General features: G+C 38.8%; 15 protein-coding genes. 4 read left to right on the top strand and 11 right to left on the bottom strand.

The genetic code is table 11. The features are described 5' to 3' along the window. Window positions 1-58: 58 nt before the first annotated feature. Window positions 59-991: a cysteine synthase A gene (gene cysK, locus NBC122_RS06955; protein ID WP_133439692.1), complete on the top strand. Its 933-nt coding sequence runs from the start codon at window positions 59-61 to the stop codon at window positions 989-991. A gap of 285 nt (window positions 992-1276) precedes the next feature. On the opposite strand, the gene NBC122_RS06950 is transcribed toward cysK, so the two are convergent. Both NBC122_RS06950 and NBC122_RS06945 read right to left on the bottom strand, forming a co-directional pair. After that, entirely contained in the window at window positions 1277-2005 is a 729-nt protein-coding gene (locus NBC122_RS06950) for a hypothetical protein (RefSeq protein ID WP_133439691.1), read from the bottom strand. A gap of 39 nt (window positions 2006-2044) precedes the next feature. Continuing rightward, window positions 2045-3058, bottom strand: a complete 1014-nt coding sequence (locus NBC122_RS06945) for a nucleoid-associated protein (RefSeq protein ID WP_133439690.1) — start codon at window positions 3056-3058, stop codon at window positions 2045-2047. A gap of 338 nt (window positions 3059-3396) precedes the next feature. On the opposite strand from NBC122_RS06945, the gene NBC122_RS06940 reads away from it, so the two are divergent. Both NBC122_RS06940 and ppsA read left to right on the top strand, forming a co-directional pair. Further along, window positions 3397-4236, top strand: coding sequence for a universal stress protein (locus NBC122_RS06940; protein ID WP_133439689.1), 840 nt, complete (start codon window positions 3397-3399; stop codon window positions 4234-4236). A gap of 98 nt (window positions 4237-4334) precedes the next feature. Then, window positions 4335-6800, top strand: a complete 2466-nt coding sequence (ppsA, locus tag NBC122_RS06935; protein WP_133439688.1) for a phosphoenolpyruvate synthase — start codon at window positions 4335-4337, stop codon at window positions 6798-6800. Between the two features lie 160 nt (window positions 6801-6960). On the opposite strand, the gene arsB is transcribed toward ppsA, so the two are convergent. The 9 genes from arsB to NBC122_RS06885 all read right to left on the bottom strand — a co-directional run bounded on the left by arsB (window position 6961) and on the right by NBC122_RS06885 (window position 14181). Continuing rightward, window positions 6961-8019, bottom strand: coding sequence for an ACR3 family arsenite efflux transporter (gene arsB / locus NBC122_RS06930; protein ID WP_133439687.1), 1059 nt, complete (start codon window positions 8017-8019; stop codon window positions 6961-6963). Between the two features lie 3 nt (window positions 8020-8022). Continuing rightward, window positions 8023-8376 (bottom strand): hypothetical protein, encoded by a 354-nt coding sequence (locus NBC122_RS06925; protein WP_133439686.1) that lies wholly within the window; start codon window positions 8374-8376, stop codon window positions 8023-8025. Between the two features lie 15 nt (window positions 8377-8391). Further along, a complete protein-coding gene (locus NBC122_RS06920) occupies window positions 8392-9000 on the bottom strand; it encodes an arsenate-mycothiol transferase ArsC (protein ID WP_133439685.1) in 609 nt (202 codons plus the stop codon). Window positions 9001-9051: 51 nt separating this feature from the next. Beyond that, on the bottom strand, window positions 9052-9516 hold the full coding sequence (locus tag NBC122_RS06915; RefSeq protein WP_133439684.1) for a DUF6428 family protein: 465 nt from the start codon (window positions 9514-9516) through the stop codon (window positions 9052-9054). 28 nt (window positions 9517-9544) lie between these two features. Beyond that, complete coding sequence (locus NBC122_RS06910) at window positions 9545-9877, bottom strand: ArsR/SmtB family transcription factor (RefSeq protein ID WP_133439683.1); 333 nt, start codon at window positions 9875-9877, stop codon at window positions 9545-9547. A gap of 127 nt (window positions 9878-10004) precedes the next feature. Continuing rightward, window positions 10005-10901, bottom strand: coding sequence for an IS3 family transposase (locus NBC122_RS06905; RefSeq protein ID WP_246012368.1), 897 nt, complete (start codon window positions 10899-10901; stop codon window positions 10005-10007). A 23-nt stretch (window positions 10902-10924) separates the two neighbouring features. Beyond that, window positions 10925-11191: a transposase gene (locus tag NBC122_RS06900; RefSeq protein ID WP_133439681.1), complete on the bottom strand. Its 267-nt coding sequence runs from the start codon at window positions 11189-11191 to the stop codon at window positions 10925-10927. A gap of 69 nt (window positions 11192-11260) precedes the next feature. Next, on the bottom strand, window positions 11261-13231 hold the full coding sequence (locus NBC122_RS06895) for an ATP-binding protein (protein ID WP_133439680.1): 1971 nt from the start codon (window positions 13229-13231) through the stop codon (window positions 11261-11263). Window positions 13232-13947: 716 nt separating this feature from the next. Next, on the bottom strand, window positions 13948-14181 hold the full coding sequence (locus NBC122_RS06885) for a helix-turn-helix domain-containing protein (protein ID WP_133439679.1): 234 nt from the start codon (window positions 14179-14181) through the stop codon (window positions 13948-13950). A 376-nt stretch (window positions 14182-14557) separates the two neighbouring features. Between NBC122_RS06885 and NBC122_RS06880 the strand changes: the two genes are divergently transcribed. Continuing rightward, window positions 14558-15373: an RNA polymerase sigma factor gene (locus NBC122_RS06880; RefSeq protein WP_133439678.1), complete on the top strand. Its 816-nt coding sequence runs from the start codon at window positions 14558-14560 to the stop codon at window positions 15371-15373.

Below are 15373 nucleotides of genomic sequence, written 5' to 3'. Positions count from 1 at the left end.
AAATCATTTTTCCATATCAATAATTACCAACACAAATACTAACCCAAAAAAGACATTTATGAAACTGAATACCATATTAGAAGCCATCGGAAATACACCGGTCGTGAAAATCAATAAAATATTTCCCTCCAACGTAGAAGTTTGGATGAAATTAGAAAGACAAAATCCCGGCGGAAGTTTAAAAGACCGAATTGCTTTGGCGATGATTGAAAGAGCGGAGCAGGAAGGAAAAATCAATAAGGATACTTTAATTATCGAACCCACTTCAGGAAATACGGGGGTTGGTCTGGCCATGGTCTGCGCGGTGAAAGGTTACAGACTCGTTTTGGTAATGCCGGAAAGCATGAGTATTGAACGCCGGAAACTGATGAGTTCCTACGGCGCTCAGTTTGTTCTGACCCCGAAAGAAAAAGGAACTTCAGGCGCGATTGCCAAAGCGACGGAAATGGCCGCTGAGATTGAAAACTCCTGGATTCCGCAGCAGTTTGAAAATCCTGCAAATCCACAAATCCATGCAAAAACGACGGCAGAGGAAATTTTAAATGATTTCCCACAAGGTTTTGATTACCTCATCACCGGTGTTGGAACCGGCGGACACATCACCGGTGTCACCGAAGTTTTGAAACAGAAATTCCCCAATATGAAAAGCTTCGCGGTAGAACCGAAAGATTCAGCCGTAATTTCCGGAGGAGCGCCCGGACCGCATCCTTTGCAGGGAATTGGCGCCGGCTTTGTACCAAAAGTTTTGAATACAGAAATTTTGGATGGAACAGTTCAGATCGAAAAAGACGAAGCTTTTGCCTTCACAAAAAGATTGGCCAGCGAAGAAGGCATTTTAGGTGGAATCTCTACCGGCGCTTCTTTGGCAGCGATAAATAAAAAACTGGCAGAAATTCCGGAAGGCTCTAAGATTTTAACCTTTAATTACGATACCGGTGAAAGATATTGGTCTGTGGAAGGTCTTTTTGAAGAGAATCTTTTCAAGGCGTAATGTCGTGATACTACAAGTTTAACAAGAAGTTTTTAACCACAACAGTCACAAAAGTTTTGGATCATAAAGTTTAAAGAATTTCTTCTTAAAGAGAAAAAAAGGCTTTCGATAAAATCTGCGAGTGAAATCTTAATTTTCCTCAATTTCTTAATGGTGAAAAATAAGGGTTCTGTTTTTTTAACCAGAAAGTTTTAACCACAAAAGTTTTGGATCATAAAGTTTAAAGAATTTCTTCTTAAAGAGAAAAAAGGCTTAACATAAAATCCTGCACAAAGCAGGATTTTTTTATTTGAATAACTTCTGACACTTTGGACAAACGTACGTTTTACTATTTCCGGTCTCTTCAATAATAATTGCAGATTTATCTTTCGGACAGATTTTCTTTTCAAAGATTAAAGCGTTTTTTTCTACGCTGTCTGTTTTTAATAAAGTCAAAATCTCTTCCGCGTAATCAACTGTTACCTTCAGCAGAAATATTAACTTTTTCTCAGGAATAGCTTTAATCAAACTATCTGGATGAATTTTGGCATGGTATAAAGTTTCAGTTCTGATAATTGGTCCAACACCTGCAAGAATATTTTGGTTCAATAAAGCGTCGCCAATACTTTCTTCCGCGTGCCTGGTTTGCAATTCATTTAAAACAAATTCAGCATCGAACTCCGGTTTGGAGATATCGGTTTTGAAATTAAAATAATCGGTCGGTTTTCCCTGATAAACTGTAGGCTCGGAATTATAGAAATTGATTTCATTTTCCTCAAAATGGAATGAAAAACCAGCGTTGATTTTCTTGCGTTTGTTGACCAAAACATTTCCAACCGAATTGACTTCGATTGCCACGAAGAATTCTTTAAAAAGAAAAAGGAAATGTGTACCGAAAGTCTGAATATCGATTAGATTTACCTTATTAAATAAAGTGTGATCGATTGCGGCATCACCCGAAACTTCAGAAACGGTTTTCCCTTTGTAACGTTGCAATTTGTTTTTCAGAAAAAGTAGGAATGGTCCTTCCGGCATTTTTTAATTCTTAAAAGTTGAGTAAATCAGTCGAACAGCTTATTGTTCTTTCTCGAAATACAGCCGGTAATATTTTCCATTTTCATCCTGGCCCTGTTCAATCATTTTTCGATCACCGTGGACATAAATACTGAAGTTCTTGTCGAGCTTGATAATGCTTTTGAAACCGCGGCTCTGTTTTTTCACGGCAGATTCGTTGATGGCAAAATCTTCTGAAATCGACACCTGCATTTCCTGTTCGTAATCGGATTTAAAGTTTCCGAAACTTTCGATCACATTCTCATCCCGCAAAACTTCTTTGGTAAATTCATCGTAGTCAAACTGTTCTTTCTCTTTGAAGAACTCAATTGATTTATTAAGAAATTCCGCTTGATCCGCTTTTGTAGTTTCAAATTCCTGCGGCAATTGTTTGGTGATGAATTCTTTGTAAACGGACAATGTTTCCTGAGTATGGAAATATTCGTCGTCGCGTTGTTTTACCTTCAGAAAATCTTCGAACCAGTAATACATATCGCCGTTCTTATTATTGTCTACGACCGAAACCGCATAACCGGATTCTTTGAAATTGTTGTAAATGATACAGCCTTTATCCAGTTTTGTAAGTCCGATTCCGTAATCTTTTTCGATCTCAAAAGTTTCGCCTTGGGGGGAGATTTTCAGGAAAGGGTTTTTACTTTCTGTTTTAAAAATCCCTATAGAATCGATCTTTATGCCATCGGTTTCTTCCCCTTCGAAATAACATATAAAAAGTTCACCAGGCTGCACACGGGGATTCTCGGTAATATCATAAAGATGTTCAGCTATGTTTTCGGACTCATATCTGAACTTGGCAGGATCTTCAAAAATTTCTGAAACCGAACTGAACACCGGATTATTAACCAAATAGGTATCACTGTAAAACTGAAACTGTTCTTCGGATTTAAAGGCTTTGAGGAAAAAATCTTCGAGTAATTCCAGCATGCCTTCCTCAGGTTGATATTCCTCCTGTGAAAGAACCAGCGATTCCTGATTGATTTTGTTTCCGACTTTATGGATGATTATTTTGGAGATCATGGTTTAGACAAATTAAGACTGCAAAGATATTTTTAAAAGATTGAAGCAGGAAATTTTTAAAGAAAAATAAAGCCGTTAAAAGTTAAGTTTTTATAAAACCATTAAACTTTAGAAAAATGCAGAAGCGTGAAATTATTGTTGACATCAACAACCGCAATTTTTTCAGTAAATAATACAGAACGCCTGTACTGACTGTTTTTTTTCTACCGATGACAGCCAATGACAACTGTCATTCTATATCATGACCAGCATCATTGCCTGAAACGGATTTCTCTGCTACTTTTACACCAATCACAACAGCAAATACAGGGAGAACTCCTTATTCAAAACAATATCATATGAAAAAATTTCTGGCAGTTTTTGATGGATTTAATATGTCAAAAAGCACATTGGATTATGCGGTACAACTTACAAAAGTTGCAGATGCCCATCTGGTGGGTGTATTTCTCGATGAATTTATTTACCGAAGCTATAATCTGGTAAAAGTGATCAAGACGTACGAGAATTACGGAGAAAAAATGAAAGAACTGGACGCAAAAGATCAAAAGAAAAGAGATGCGGCTGCCCAGAAATTTCAGAAAGCATGTAACAAAGCCGGTATCCACTTTTCCATCCACCGAGATAAGGGCTTTGCCATCAACGACCTGAAACAGGAAAGCATGTTTGCCGATCTGGTGGTGATCAATGAGTTTGAAGCATTTACAAGAAACAAACAGGAATCGCCGACATGGTTTATCAAAGATCTGCTTCGCGATGTGCAGTGCCCGGTACTGGTGGTGCCCAATAATTTTAAAAAGGTTGACAAAATAGTCCTGTTGTATGATGGAGGGGCTTCGTCTTTATATGCGGTAAAAATGTTCAGCTACCTTTTTGACAGTTTTATGGAGGTGCCGGTGGAGGTGGTTACCGTAAAAGAGGATGCGATGGCTACCTCAAGGTTGCCTGATAATAAACTGATGAGAGAGTTTATCAAAAGACATTTCCCGAAAGCCAGTTTCACTGTTATTAAAGGTACCGTTAAAAATCAGATCACCGGCCATTTACGCCATCATAAGGAAAATGAACTGGTCGTGCTCGGCGCCTACCGGCGCAGTGAATTTAGCCGCTGGCTGAAGACCAGTCTGGCAGATATACTGATGACAGAACTGGATACGCCCTTGTTTATCGCACATCTTTAGCAACATCTTCCAGCCCTTCGGAAATTGCGGTTCTGCCTGCTTGCCAGACAAAACGAAGGCTCTTAAAGCCTGCCGATAAAGTTTAAAAATACAAACCAATGAACGCATATACCATTCCCTTTAACAGGATCGAACTTAGTGCCCTTCCGCAGGTAGGAGGCAAGAATGCATCTCTGGGTGAAATGTTCAATAAACTGTCTCCACTCGGTATTGAAGTGCCGGACGGATTTGCGGTGACCGTTGAAAGCTACCGGTCGTTTCTGCTGCAGAACCAGCTGAAGGAAACCCTCCAACAATTACTGGATACCATCGACCGCGAATCGCTTTCCAATCTTCCAAAAGTGGCCGCACAGTGCCGCACACTGATAACAAATGCCCATCTGCCGGAAGAGGTGAAGACTGAAATAATCAACGCGTACCGCCTGTTGGCAGCCGATAAAAATAATTTACCGGTAGCGGTCAGGAGCAGTGCTACCGCTGAAGATCTTCCTACCGCGAGTTTTGCAGGACAGCACGATTCGTTTTTAAATGTTAGGGGTGAGGAAAATTTACTGAATGCTGTACAACAATGTTATGTCTCTCTATTCAATGACCGGGCCATAAAATACAGGATTGATAATGGGTTTGATCACATGCAGGTGGGCTTATCGGTAGGCGTGCAGTACATGGTACGGTCAGATGAAGGCTGTGCGGGTGTAATCTTTACCATCGACCCCGAAAGCGGATTTGAAAATGTCATTTATATCACAGGAGCATGGGGTCTGGGTGAAAATGTGGTACAGGGCGCTGTAAACCCTGATGAGTTCTGGGTGTTCAAGCCCACGCTGGCTCAGGGTAAAAACGGACTGATCAGCCGTAAAAAAGGCGAAAAAAAACACAGGATGGTGTATGATGAAACAGGTGAATCAGGCAGACCCGTTAAAACTGTTGAGACTCCCCTGAATAAAAGCACCGCCTGGATTTTATCGGACCCCGAAGTTTTACAGTTGGCCAAATGGAGCTGTGAAATCGAAAAACACTATCGGGTTCCGATGGATATCGAATGGGGAAAGGATGGTATCAGTAATAAAATATACATCTTACAGGCAAGACCCGAAACGGTTCATTCACAGAAAACCCATGGGGAAGTTTACACTTATAAATTAAAAGAAAAAGGCAGGGTGATCTGCACGGGAAAAGCAGTAGGCAAAAAAATCATCAGTGGCCGTGCCTGCATCATTCATTCTTTAAGCGAAGCACACAAATTGCAGCAGGGCGACATATTGGTTGCAGACATTACGAACCCCGACTGGAATTCCCTTTTACGAAAAGCCGTAAGTATTGTAACCAACAAAGGCGGACGCACCAGTCACGCTTCCATTGTTGCCCGTGAACTGGGTATTGCCGCAATTGTAGGAACAGGCAACGCCACACAGGTGATCAGTGATGGGCAGATCATAACAGTCGCCAATACCGAAGGCGATGAAGGCCATGTATTGGAGGGCAATATCCCGTTTGAAATGGTGACGACTGACTTATCGAAAGTACCGGAAACGGAAACCACCCCACTCTTTATATTGGCTGACCCGGACCGGGCATTTGAGCTTTCACATTATCCCGCGAAAGGCGTAGGGTTGCTTCGGATGGAGTTTATCATCAACAACAGTATCCTTATTCACCCAATGGCACTGGTACAGTTTGACCAGTTACCGGAAGGTCCGGTGAAAAACACCATTGCTCAGATGACAGCGGGCTACAACAGTAAAACCGAATATTTTGTACAGCAGCTGGCGGAAGCGATAGCAAAAGTGGCAGCAGCCTTTCATCCCAATCAGGTGATTTTGCGGATGAGTGATTTTAAAACCAATGAATATGCCTCACTCGTTGGCGGACAGTATTATGAGCCGAAAGAAGAAAACCCGATGATTGGTTTCCGGGGTGCATCCCGGTATTACGACCGGCGTTATTTACCAGGTTTTGGACTGGAATGTGAAGCAGTGCTGAAAGTGAGAAATGAAATGGGCCTCACGAATGTAAAAGTGATGATCCCTTTCTGCAGAACAGTTGAGGAAGCGAAGAAAGTATTGCAGACCATGGAATCATTCGGATTAAAACGCGGCGAAAATGGGTTGGAAGTATATGTAATGGTCGAGATCCCAAGCAATGTAATCCTGGCAGATCAGTTTGCACAACTGTTCGATGGTTTTTCGATCGGCTCCAACGACCTTACTCAGCTGACCTTGGGTCTTGACAGGGATTCGGATATCGTAAGCCATTTATTTGATGAAAACAATGAAGCGGTCACCATCCTGATTGCGCAGGCCATTGCTGCAGCAAAAAAAGCAGGCATTAAAATCGGTTTATGCGGCCAGGCACCCAGCGACTTTCCGGAGTTTTCCCAGTTCCTCGTAGAGCAGGGGATCGATTCCATTTCTTTTACACCCGACTCCTTGATAAAAGGGATTGAAAATATATCAAAAGCAGAATGGAAGAGGAGGGAATCCAATAATGGTCTGGTCAAACAGGAACAATGGGAAGGTAATAATTTATTAACAGCAGCAGCGAAAAACGAGGGTACGGATTAATGCAGTTGTTATTTAGCGTAAAAAAAATCTGTTATCATTCTTCCATCTATTATTCAATATTCCTGACATTCAATAAGTCTGTTCAGGAAACTGTACGTTTCCGGGAGTGCAGTAGGTCCTGTACTGTCTCTATTTTAAAATAACGAGTCTTTCAGTTTTCTTACGGATACCATTTCCTTTTCAACCAAAAGGCTACATTTACCAGGGCAATCAGCGCGGGAACTTCTACCAGAGGACCTATTACTCCCGCAAAAGCCTGCCCGGAATTAATCCCGTAAACCCCTATCGCCACTGCGATCGCAAGCTCGAAATTATTGCCGGCGGCAGTAAAGGAAACCGCCGCATTCTGAGAATAATCTGCACCGAGCTTTTTGCCGAGAAAGAAACTCACCAAAAACATCAGCGCGAAATAAATGAACAAAGGAAGGGCAATGCGCAACACATCAAAAGGGATCTGCACGATCATGTCCCCTTTCAGACTGAACATGAGCACGATCGTGAATAACAGCGCGATTAAGGTAACGGGTGAAACCTTCGGAATGAAAACACGGTCATACCACTCCTCCCCTTTTGCTTTCAGCAGGAAATACCGCGTCAAGAAACCCAGAACAAAAGGAATTCCCAGATAAATGGCCACACTTTCAGCAATCTGCACAACCGTAATATCGACTTCGGAGCCCGAAATTCCAAAAAGCGGTGGCAAAACGGTGATAAAAAGATACGCGTAAAAACTGTAGAAAATCACCTGAAAGATGCTGTTGATTGCAACGAGTCCGGCTGCGTATTCGCGGTTTCCATCGGCGAGTTCATTCCAGACCATGACCATCGCAATACATCTTGCCAAACCGATGAGGATCAGTCCGGTCATGTATTCGGGTTGGTCATGCAGGAAAATAACAGCCAGAAGAAACATCAGAAGGGGCCCGATCACCCAGTTCAGAAGAAGGGAGACTCCGAGGATCTTTGTGTTTTTGAAAACCTTCGGCAGTTCTTTGTACCGCACTTTTGCAAAAGGCGGATACATCATCAGAATCAGACCGATGGCCAAAGGAATATTGGTGGTGCCATAAGAAAACCTATTGATCACGGTGGAAGAACCCGGATAAAAATACCCGATACCCACTCCGAGGAACATCGCCAGGAAGATCCAGAGCGTAAGATTTTTATCCAGGAAGGAAAGCTCTTTTCTTTCATGGGGTGCACAGTTGTTTGCTGACATTGTTTATTTTTTAAGAGAGGAGTTTGTTTTTACATTTTCCAATAATTCCGGAAGTAAATCTTTGACAGGCATATATGGAATGCCGAAAATTCTTTCAGTTAGATTTTCCTTAATGTTACTGATGATTTCTTCCTCTGCGTGGGCACGGCTTTTCAGCAATGGATCGGTGATTCCCGGAACCATGGATAAACTTTGGTTGATCATCCACGCATAGGGACTGATGCCGGCTCTTTTCAAATCTTGCTGCAGCGAAGCAGCTTCCTGCATGGGGGTGGTTTCAGGCAATGAGATCAGCAGCACTTTCGAATGTGAGATATCCTGAAGTGCCATATACGGCGTGCGGATTTTCCAGTTCATTAGAACCTGGTCTGATCATTTAATCCGGCTCATCACATAATGCATTTCCGCTGCGATTTCCAGACTGCGGTTGAAGTAAGTGCGGTCCATTTCATGCGTACCGTCGCTGGATTTGGGATCTTCAAACTGTACGGGAATTCGCTTCTCAGCTCCCGCTATGAAAGGACAGCCCGCATCAGCATTAGAACAGGTCATGATGGCGGCAAAGCCTGAAACCGGATTGAAGGCATCATCATATTTCTTGGAAAAACAGATGACCGGATGCGCATTTTCCGCATATTTTACAGCATACACCGGATTTTCTGTTTCTGAAAGTTTCTGAATCTGCAGTCCCTGCCATTCCAGTGTTTCTGCCACTTTAGGAAACATTGCCGTGGCTTCGGTTCCGCCGGAGTAACAGTACACATTTTTGATACCGAAATGTTCTGCCATCACCTGCGCCCAAATCTGGGAAAGGTGGCTTCTGCGCGAATTATGAGTGCAGATAAAGTTGAGGTTGATTCTTTCACCGGCGTCTGCCTTTTTCTGGATGAATTCCGCCAGCGGCTTCAAGATTTCCATTCTTTTATCTGATATCGTCATCATGGCAATGACCTCAATGCTTTCCATTACGTTTTTGAACATGCTGTTATGGTGTTTTGATTAAAGAAGAATTGAATGATTCCGTTTTCTTTTTTAGCAGCAGCCGGATCCCGGAGCGCAGGTGCTGCCCTGAAGATCAGCCATTTTAAGTTTCGGTTTTCCCTGCGGAATTCCACAGGCATCCTCTGCAAGGCACGCGGTGGTTTTTGCAGTAAGCACAAATTCGCTTCCGTTGAAATCCAGCCCAAATTTACCGATGGTAGCCTGTTGGTATTCCACTTCAATTTCTGCATCTTCAAGACCCAGTTTTTCTTCGGAAAGAGCGATGATTTTTTTTAGTTTTTCCGCTTCCAGCCGGTGGTCATTGTCTGTGGAAAACCACAGCTGGAAGTTGATGGCTTTTTCGTCGCGCATCACCCCGCCACAGTCGATAAATTTTTTGTTGATCTGGCCGACTTCGGTGACGTGAAAATATTGGGGGACCTGCTCACCGTTTTCAAGAACAAAGTGAAGTTCCTGAAGATTGGTGAGGATGTTTTTAATTTCTGAAAGTTTCATATTTGGTTGATTTTAATGAGGTTAAAGTTTAACAGCAGCCGCTTTCCTGTTTTTCGATTTTGTGAAAAATATGGTCGATAAAGGTTTGGAATTGATGGATGGTTTCTTTGTTGATGCAATATTTTATTGAGGCTCCCTCGATGGTTCCCTGAATGATTCCGGCATTTTTCAGTTCCTTTAAATGTTGCGATACGGTGGCCTGCGCCAATGGAAGTACGTCCACAATATCATTGCAGATGCAGGTATCGGTGGAAAGCAGGTAATCGATAATCGCAATTCTGGCGGGGTGCGCCATCGCCTTTAACAGTACCGCCATTTCATTCTGTTCGTCGGTAAAATGTTCTGTTTTTGTAAGCCCCATAATTCTTTGCTGTATTATTCTATTGCAATATTACGATATGTTTTTCAGAGCGAAATGTTTTTTTCGTAAAAATGCTGATTTTCTATTTGGTTCTTTCTTACATCATCGTAGTGTAATCTTCCCTTGTTTAGGCACACTCAAAAGTAGAGTTTTTTGATAATATTTTATTGTTGTCGTTGTTGAAATTTTGTTGGAATGTGGGAAACTCATTTGCGCTATTTTGATTGAGTTTTCCATATTTCAATAAAAAATCCCGTGGTGTAAGGTATTGTAACGCACTATGCGGTCTCTCATTATTGTACATCCACATCCATATTTCTGCATAATTTCTCATTTGTTTGATGTTCTCAAAGAGGTAAACACTTAAAAACTCTGTCCGGAATGTTCTGTTAAATCTCTCAATCAATGAGTTTTGTGTAGGTTTCCCTAGTTGAATGAAGGCTAGTTCGATATTCTCTTTGTTGCAATAATCTTTCATTTTTTCTGCAATAAATTCCGGTCCGTTGTCCACTCTTATTTTTTCAGGTTTTCCCCGCCATTCAATTAATTGTTCCAATTGCGAGATTACTTTTGCAGAGGGCAAGCTGCTGTCAATAGTGATGTTTAAAATCTCTCTGTTAAAATCGTCAATGATATTAAGGGTTCTCACGCTTTTGCCATTTTCCAAACTGTCGTGCATAAAATCCATGCTCCAAGTAACGTTCGGATAGATGGGGCGAACCAGTGGTTGTTTTATCCGTGCTGGAAGCCGCTTTTTCCTTTTACTTCGCAAATTTAATCTCATCGACTTATAAATCCGATAAACCCTTTTGTGATTCCATCCAAAGCCTAAGTTTTTCAACCGATTGTGCATCATCCAAAAGCCCCACGTTTGATTAGAATCTGCAAGTAAAATAAGTTCTGCACGGATTTCATCATCTGAACTTTTAAATACCTGACGATAATAATAAACTGAACTTCTTAAACTGAACACTTTGCACGCCTTGCGCAAACTCATGTTATGGATTTCTTTCGAATAATCCACCAACTCACGCTTCTCACAAGGCGTTAGAGCTTTTTTTCGATCACATCTTTTAAGACGACAATCTCCAAAGTTTGCTCAGCTACGATCTTTTTATATTGCGAAAGTTGCTTTTCCATCTCTTTCATTTTTGAAAGTTGCTGAACATCCAATCCACCATATTTGCTCTTCCACTTGTAAAAGGTTGGCTGGCTAATTCCATGCTCCCGGCAAATCTCATTTACCGTTTTTCCCTGATTTTGTTCAGATAATATCTTGATGATCTGAACTTCTGAAAATTTACTGTTTTTCATAGTCTTTCAAATTTAAAAACTATATTTTTAAATGATCCTATTTTTGGGGAAGATTACAATTGATATTAATTATACAGTTCGTTCAACTTCAAGAATATTTTGTAAAGTATTTTCTTTTGCCAAATATTTTCTTTCAATTTTGAGTTTTTCAAGTAAATACTTAAGTCTTCGTTCCACTTCATTAATTATTTCACTCCATTTTTTGACATAAACACAATGATTGTTTGATTCTCTAATTAGTCCTGTTTCGATATTTCTGATGTCCCTTTGCACAATACTATCATAGTCTTGCCCAATTAAATAAAAAGACCAAAACTCGTTATGGTCGTTAAATTCGTCCTGTTCCAAAATAACATCAATATATCTTTTAATTTGTCCTACTTCCTTGTCTCCAAGTTTTTTTATTGTTGTAGGATTTTTTATTTCAACAATAACATTATGCGGTTTTCCATCTCTAAAATCTGTTCCTGCTAAAAACAAATCCATTTCTTTGTACTTATGAGGATGACTAATAAATTGTTTTTCTGAAACCCCTCTTAATAGATAAATATATCTTTTTAGTGCTTCCTCAAATTTTACTTCTTCTGCACATACCATTTTATATTCTTCACCAAAAATCCAGTAGTGTTTTTCAATATATTTTTGTAGATGGTCTCTTTCATTTGCTTTTAACTCATCATTAAATACAAGCTGTTTAAGATTTTCGAGAATAAGAAGTCTGTTTTTAATTATATTAATTGTAGTAATGACATATTTTAATTTTGTATCCTCTAAAAGTTTAGCAAATTCCTCACGATCATTCGTGTCAAGGTCAACAACCGCACCTATAATTTTTAATAAATTTTCGCTTTCAGAACTGTCCATCACGAGATTAAGCAATTCAAGAAATATTCTTTTTTGCTCTTTATTTAGTTTCATAAAAATAGCAGGTTCGACTTCGTAAATCTCTCTAACTAAATTCTCAAGACCCTCCTTACGGGCAATGTCCCATTCATTATTGCCAAAATCGGGGAAAACCTTTTCCTCTTCATATTTGTCAATAAGTTTCTCAGCTTGTTTTTTAAGAAAAGGTCGTCTTCTTGTTTTTAAGTAATTATCTAAATCCTTGATTAATTCTTTTAAAATTTTATTTTCTTCGCTTTGAGTAAAAAGTTGTGGAGTGCTTTCATTCACTTCTTCTTCATCAATATTTTCATCGTTAAAGAAGTCACTCACAATCAACAGACTATGCCAGAAATCATCCCCTTTCTTGTTTAATGAAGTAGTTTTTGTTTTTTTTAACTCAAGATTTTCGTTTAAAAAATAAAATCTAGAATATTCATCATTTAATTTTTTTGTCCAACGAATGTATCTGCATTCAAATCGAATATTTCTTTTCTTTAAATTTACAGTAAGTGGAAAACTATCGTTTTCAGCAATTATTGAAGAATAGTCTAGTTCTCTTCCGTTTATAAAAATCTTATTTTCTTCTTTAAGTTCCAAGTACCACGCAAATTCTGCTCGTAAGTATGGTGTTAATATTTCAGTAATGAAAGCACTAGAAATTTCAGAGTTGATGTCAGTGAATTGCACAACCGTTCCTCTTGTACCCTGAGCTACAATAGGAGTACTTGGATCATATTCTTTTAAATTATCGCTATTGATTAATATATCATAAGAATATAGTGCATGTTCATTTCTGGAATATTTTGTACACCATTTGGCAAATCTTGCAAACTTATGAAAGGTAAAGCGTCCATATCCGTTTTTACCTCTAGTTAAATCAGAACTATCACTACTTAATCCAGCTTTATTTGATTCGTGAAATTTTCTAAATCTTTCTGATAAATCTTCATAAATTATTCCTTCTCCATTATCACTTATACGGATAGAGCTGTAAGTATCAAATTCTGCAGTTCCGATCTCAAAATCTACTTTTATTACCGTTGCTTTCGCATCAAACCCATTCCAAATGTATTCTGATATTGCTCTCTCTGCTGTATATTTTTGAAGTATTTTTTTTATCCCGGAGCTTGTAATTTCTACCGATTGAGTACTCATAATTTTCTATTTTCGTTTGTTTGTATTCCTTTTCCTACACAACCCCTTTCATCAATACAGGACAAAATGGCTTGAGGCTATATTTTAGTTGTTAGTTGTTTATTAATCTAAAGCTAATCTAGAGAAATAGTTATCCCGCAATGCAATTTTAACGCAGGATTATTTTTTTCAATTGTATTTATAGCAGTATCAATTTTCAAAGAAATGTCGTTTTGCTTAGCATTTCTAATTATAAAACGCCATCTCGAAATTTCATCAAGGAAAAATACATTTTTCATTGCATAGAAATCCTTCATTCTTACATATTTCTCTTTGCCAAATGCAACATGTTCTTTTTTCGAAATTCAAATTTGTCACTTGCAAATTAGCCCAAGAACAAAGTGTTTGTATTCTTACAACTCTACGGAACCTCTTAATTTATTGGCAGAATCCCAGAGGATTTCTTCGGTACTTTTTGATTGTAATTTTTTAGCCATATTCATTTAATCTCAACTGGGAGATTACTGTTGCATTAATTAATCGTTAAATATAACTAAAGGAAGATAAAGGAAAAAACGGGAAACCTTATAATCAATGTTTTTTTAAACTTTTTTTATTTTACAAGCCAAAATTAGCTGCAGATTAAAATAAAATTAATTTATGAAAAGTTTTAATGATAGTTTTTTGAGATTCTAATCATTTTTACAAAACAAAAAATACCAACTCTCGTCGGTATTTTATTCATTTATAAGTTTAAAAAATTGTTCAAGAGTGAGTTTTCTTGCTTTGCAAATTCTGTAAAGTGTTTCAACAGGAATTCTATAAGTATTGTCGCTCTTAATTTTTCTTACAGTACTTTCTTCAATATCATGATTTTTAGCAAACGAGTTCTGTGACTTATTTTCTTTAAGCCAAGGAATTAACCAATTTTTAGTTATGTATGAACATATTTTCTCGTTGATCTCAATCATACAACAAAAGAAAGATATAGTTGTTAAAATATTACGGTCGTTCGACCGTAATTAAATTATTTTTATTATATTTGGAACAAATTACTTTTAAAGGTAATTTTGCGATAGTTCAAAAAAATATAGAAGCTATTGCTTAGAATCTCGCATTAGAAAACTGGTAATTTTTATGTGTACGAGAAGATAAGTAAATGTGCCCACGACTACGGCGTGGGCTCACTTATCGTACACGGGTATACCAGTGCCTCTAATGCTGTAAGTTGAGTTCCACGCTTTTCTTTTGTGTCAAAGTAAAAATAAGGCTACACATTAAAAGTAGAATTCATTTATTGATTTAAGCAGTTCCTTCCAGCAATAATTTTGCTAAAAAACGCTGCTTATGAAAACAACAGACTCATTGCCCCGGAAATTAACCGATCTTCAGTTGTACGAACTGCTGAAAAAAGGCGATCCTGCCTCGCTGGAACATATTCATTTACGCTACAAAAGATTGCTTTTCTGGATCGGAAAACAAATGCTTGATGATGATTTTGTCGTGGAAACGCTTGTTCAGGATACCTTCCTTAAATTGTGGTTACACCGCGACTCTATTGAAACTCCGAATCATATCATTGGCTTTTTACGGTTTGTTTTGAAGAGGGACTGTATAACTTATTTTAACGCGCCCAGGAATAAATTTTCCCGTTTAATCAATTCCCTTGAACGGTATGAGAATTACCAAGATTACCTCGCAGGTTACGATCCCCAGCAGGATAAAGAGCATCTTCTCAGTCAGGAAGCTGATCAAAGAAATTTTGATGAAGTACAAAAGGTTTTAAACGTACTGAACCCCAAAAGGAAACACCTGATTGAACTTTGCCTTGAATATGGCTTTCAGTACAAGCCCATCGCAGAAGCAATGGGAAGCAGCGTGACAGGCATCAGCAATGAGGTGAGCAGAGCCATCGATGATCTTCGGAAAATTTTGAATAGAAGTTCTTTTGAACAGTCACAGAGTAAAGCTTTCGATAATGAAAAGCAACTAGATAAACTAAGCAGTCAACAATTGGAGATCATGAAAAGAAGGTTTGAACAGAAATCTTCTTTTGCGGTGATTGCCAAAGAACTTAAATTACCTGAAAATGAAGTCCATCGGGAATTTCTGTATGCCTATCAATATCTACAAAATCAAAAAACTTCTGAAATAAAACTTTGA

It is taken from the genome of Chryseobacterium salivictor (genome assembly GCF_004359195.1).
Classification (GTDB): Bacteria; Bacteroidota; Bacteroidia; order Flavobacteriales; family Weeksellaceae; genus Kaistella; species Kaistella salivictor.
Note: the sequence above shows the minus strand (reverse complement) of the source record. Positions and strands in the feature narration are given on the sequence as shown.

Coding starts and splice junctions, on each gene's coding strand:
- NBC122_RS06920 (WP_133439685.1), bottom strand. CDS start 9,000: ATGTTCAAAAACGTAATGGAAAGCATTGAGGTCATTGCCATGATGACG.
- cysK (WP_133439692.1), top strand. CDS start 59: ATGAAACTGAATACCATATTAGAAGCCATCGGAAATACACCGGTCGTG.
- NBC122_RS06945 (WP_133439690.1), bottom strand. CDS start 3,058: ATGATCTCCAAAATAATCATCCATAAAGTCGGAAACAAAATCAATCAG.
- NBC122_RS06885 (WP_133439679.1), bottom strand. CDS start 14,181: ATGATTGAGATCAACGAGAAAATATGTTCATACATAACTAAAAATTGG.
- NBC122_RS06900 (WP_133439681.1), bottom strand. CDS start 11,191: ATGAAAAACAGTAAATTTTCAGAAGTTCAGATCATCAAGATATTATCT.
- ppsA (WP_133439688.1), top strand. CDS start 4,335: ATGAACGCATATACCATTCCCTTTAACAGGATCGAACTTAGTGCCCTT.
- NBC122_RS06910 (WP_133439683.1), bottom strand. CDS start 9,877: ATGGGGCTTACAAAAACAGAACATTTTACCGACGAACAGAATGAAATG.
- NBC122_RS06895 (WP_133439680.1), bottom strand. CDS start 13,231: ATGAGTACTCAATCGGTAGAAATTACAAGCTCCGGGATAAAAAAAATA.
- NBC122_RS06925 (WP_133439686.1), bottom strand. CDS start 8,376: ATGAACTGGAAAATCCGCACGCCGTATATGGCACTTCAGGATATCTCA.
- arsB (WP_133439687.1), bottom strand. CDS start 8,019: ATGTCAGCAAACAACTGTGCACCCCATGAAAGAAAAGAGCTTTCCTTC.
- NBC122_RS06915 (WP_133439684.1), bottom strand. CDS start 9,516: ATGAAACTTTCAGAAATTAAAAACATCCTCACCAATCTTCAGGAACTT.
- NBC122_RS06880 (WP_133439678.1), top strand. CDS start 14,558: ATGAAAACAACAGACTCATTGCCCCGGAAATTAACCGATCTTCAGTTG.
- NBC122_RS06940 (WP_133439689.1), top strand. CDS start 3,397: ATGAAAAAATTTCTGGCAGTTTTTGATGGATTTAATATGTCAAAAAGC.
- NBC122_RS06950 (WP_133439691.1), bottom strand. CDS start 2,005: ATGCCGGAAGGACCATTCCTACTTTTTCTGAAAAACAAATTGCAACGT.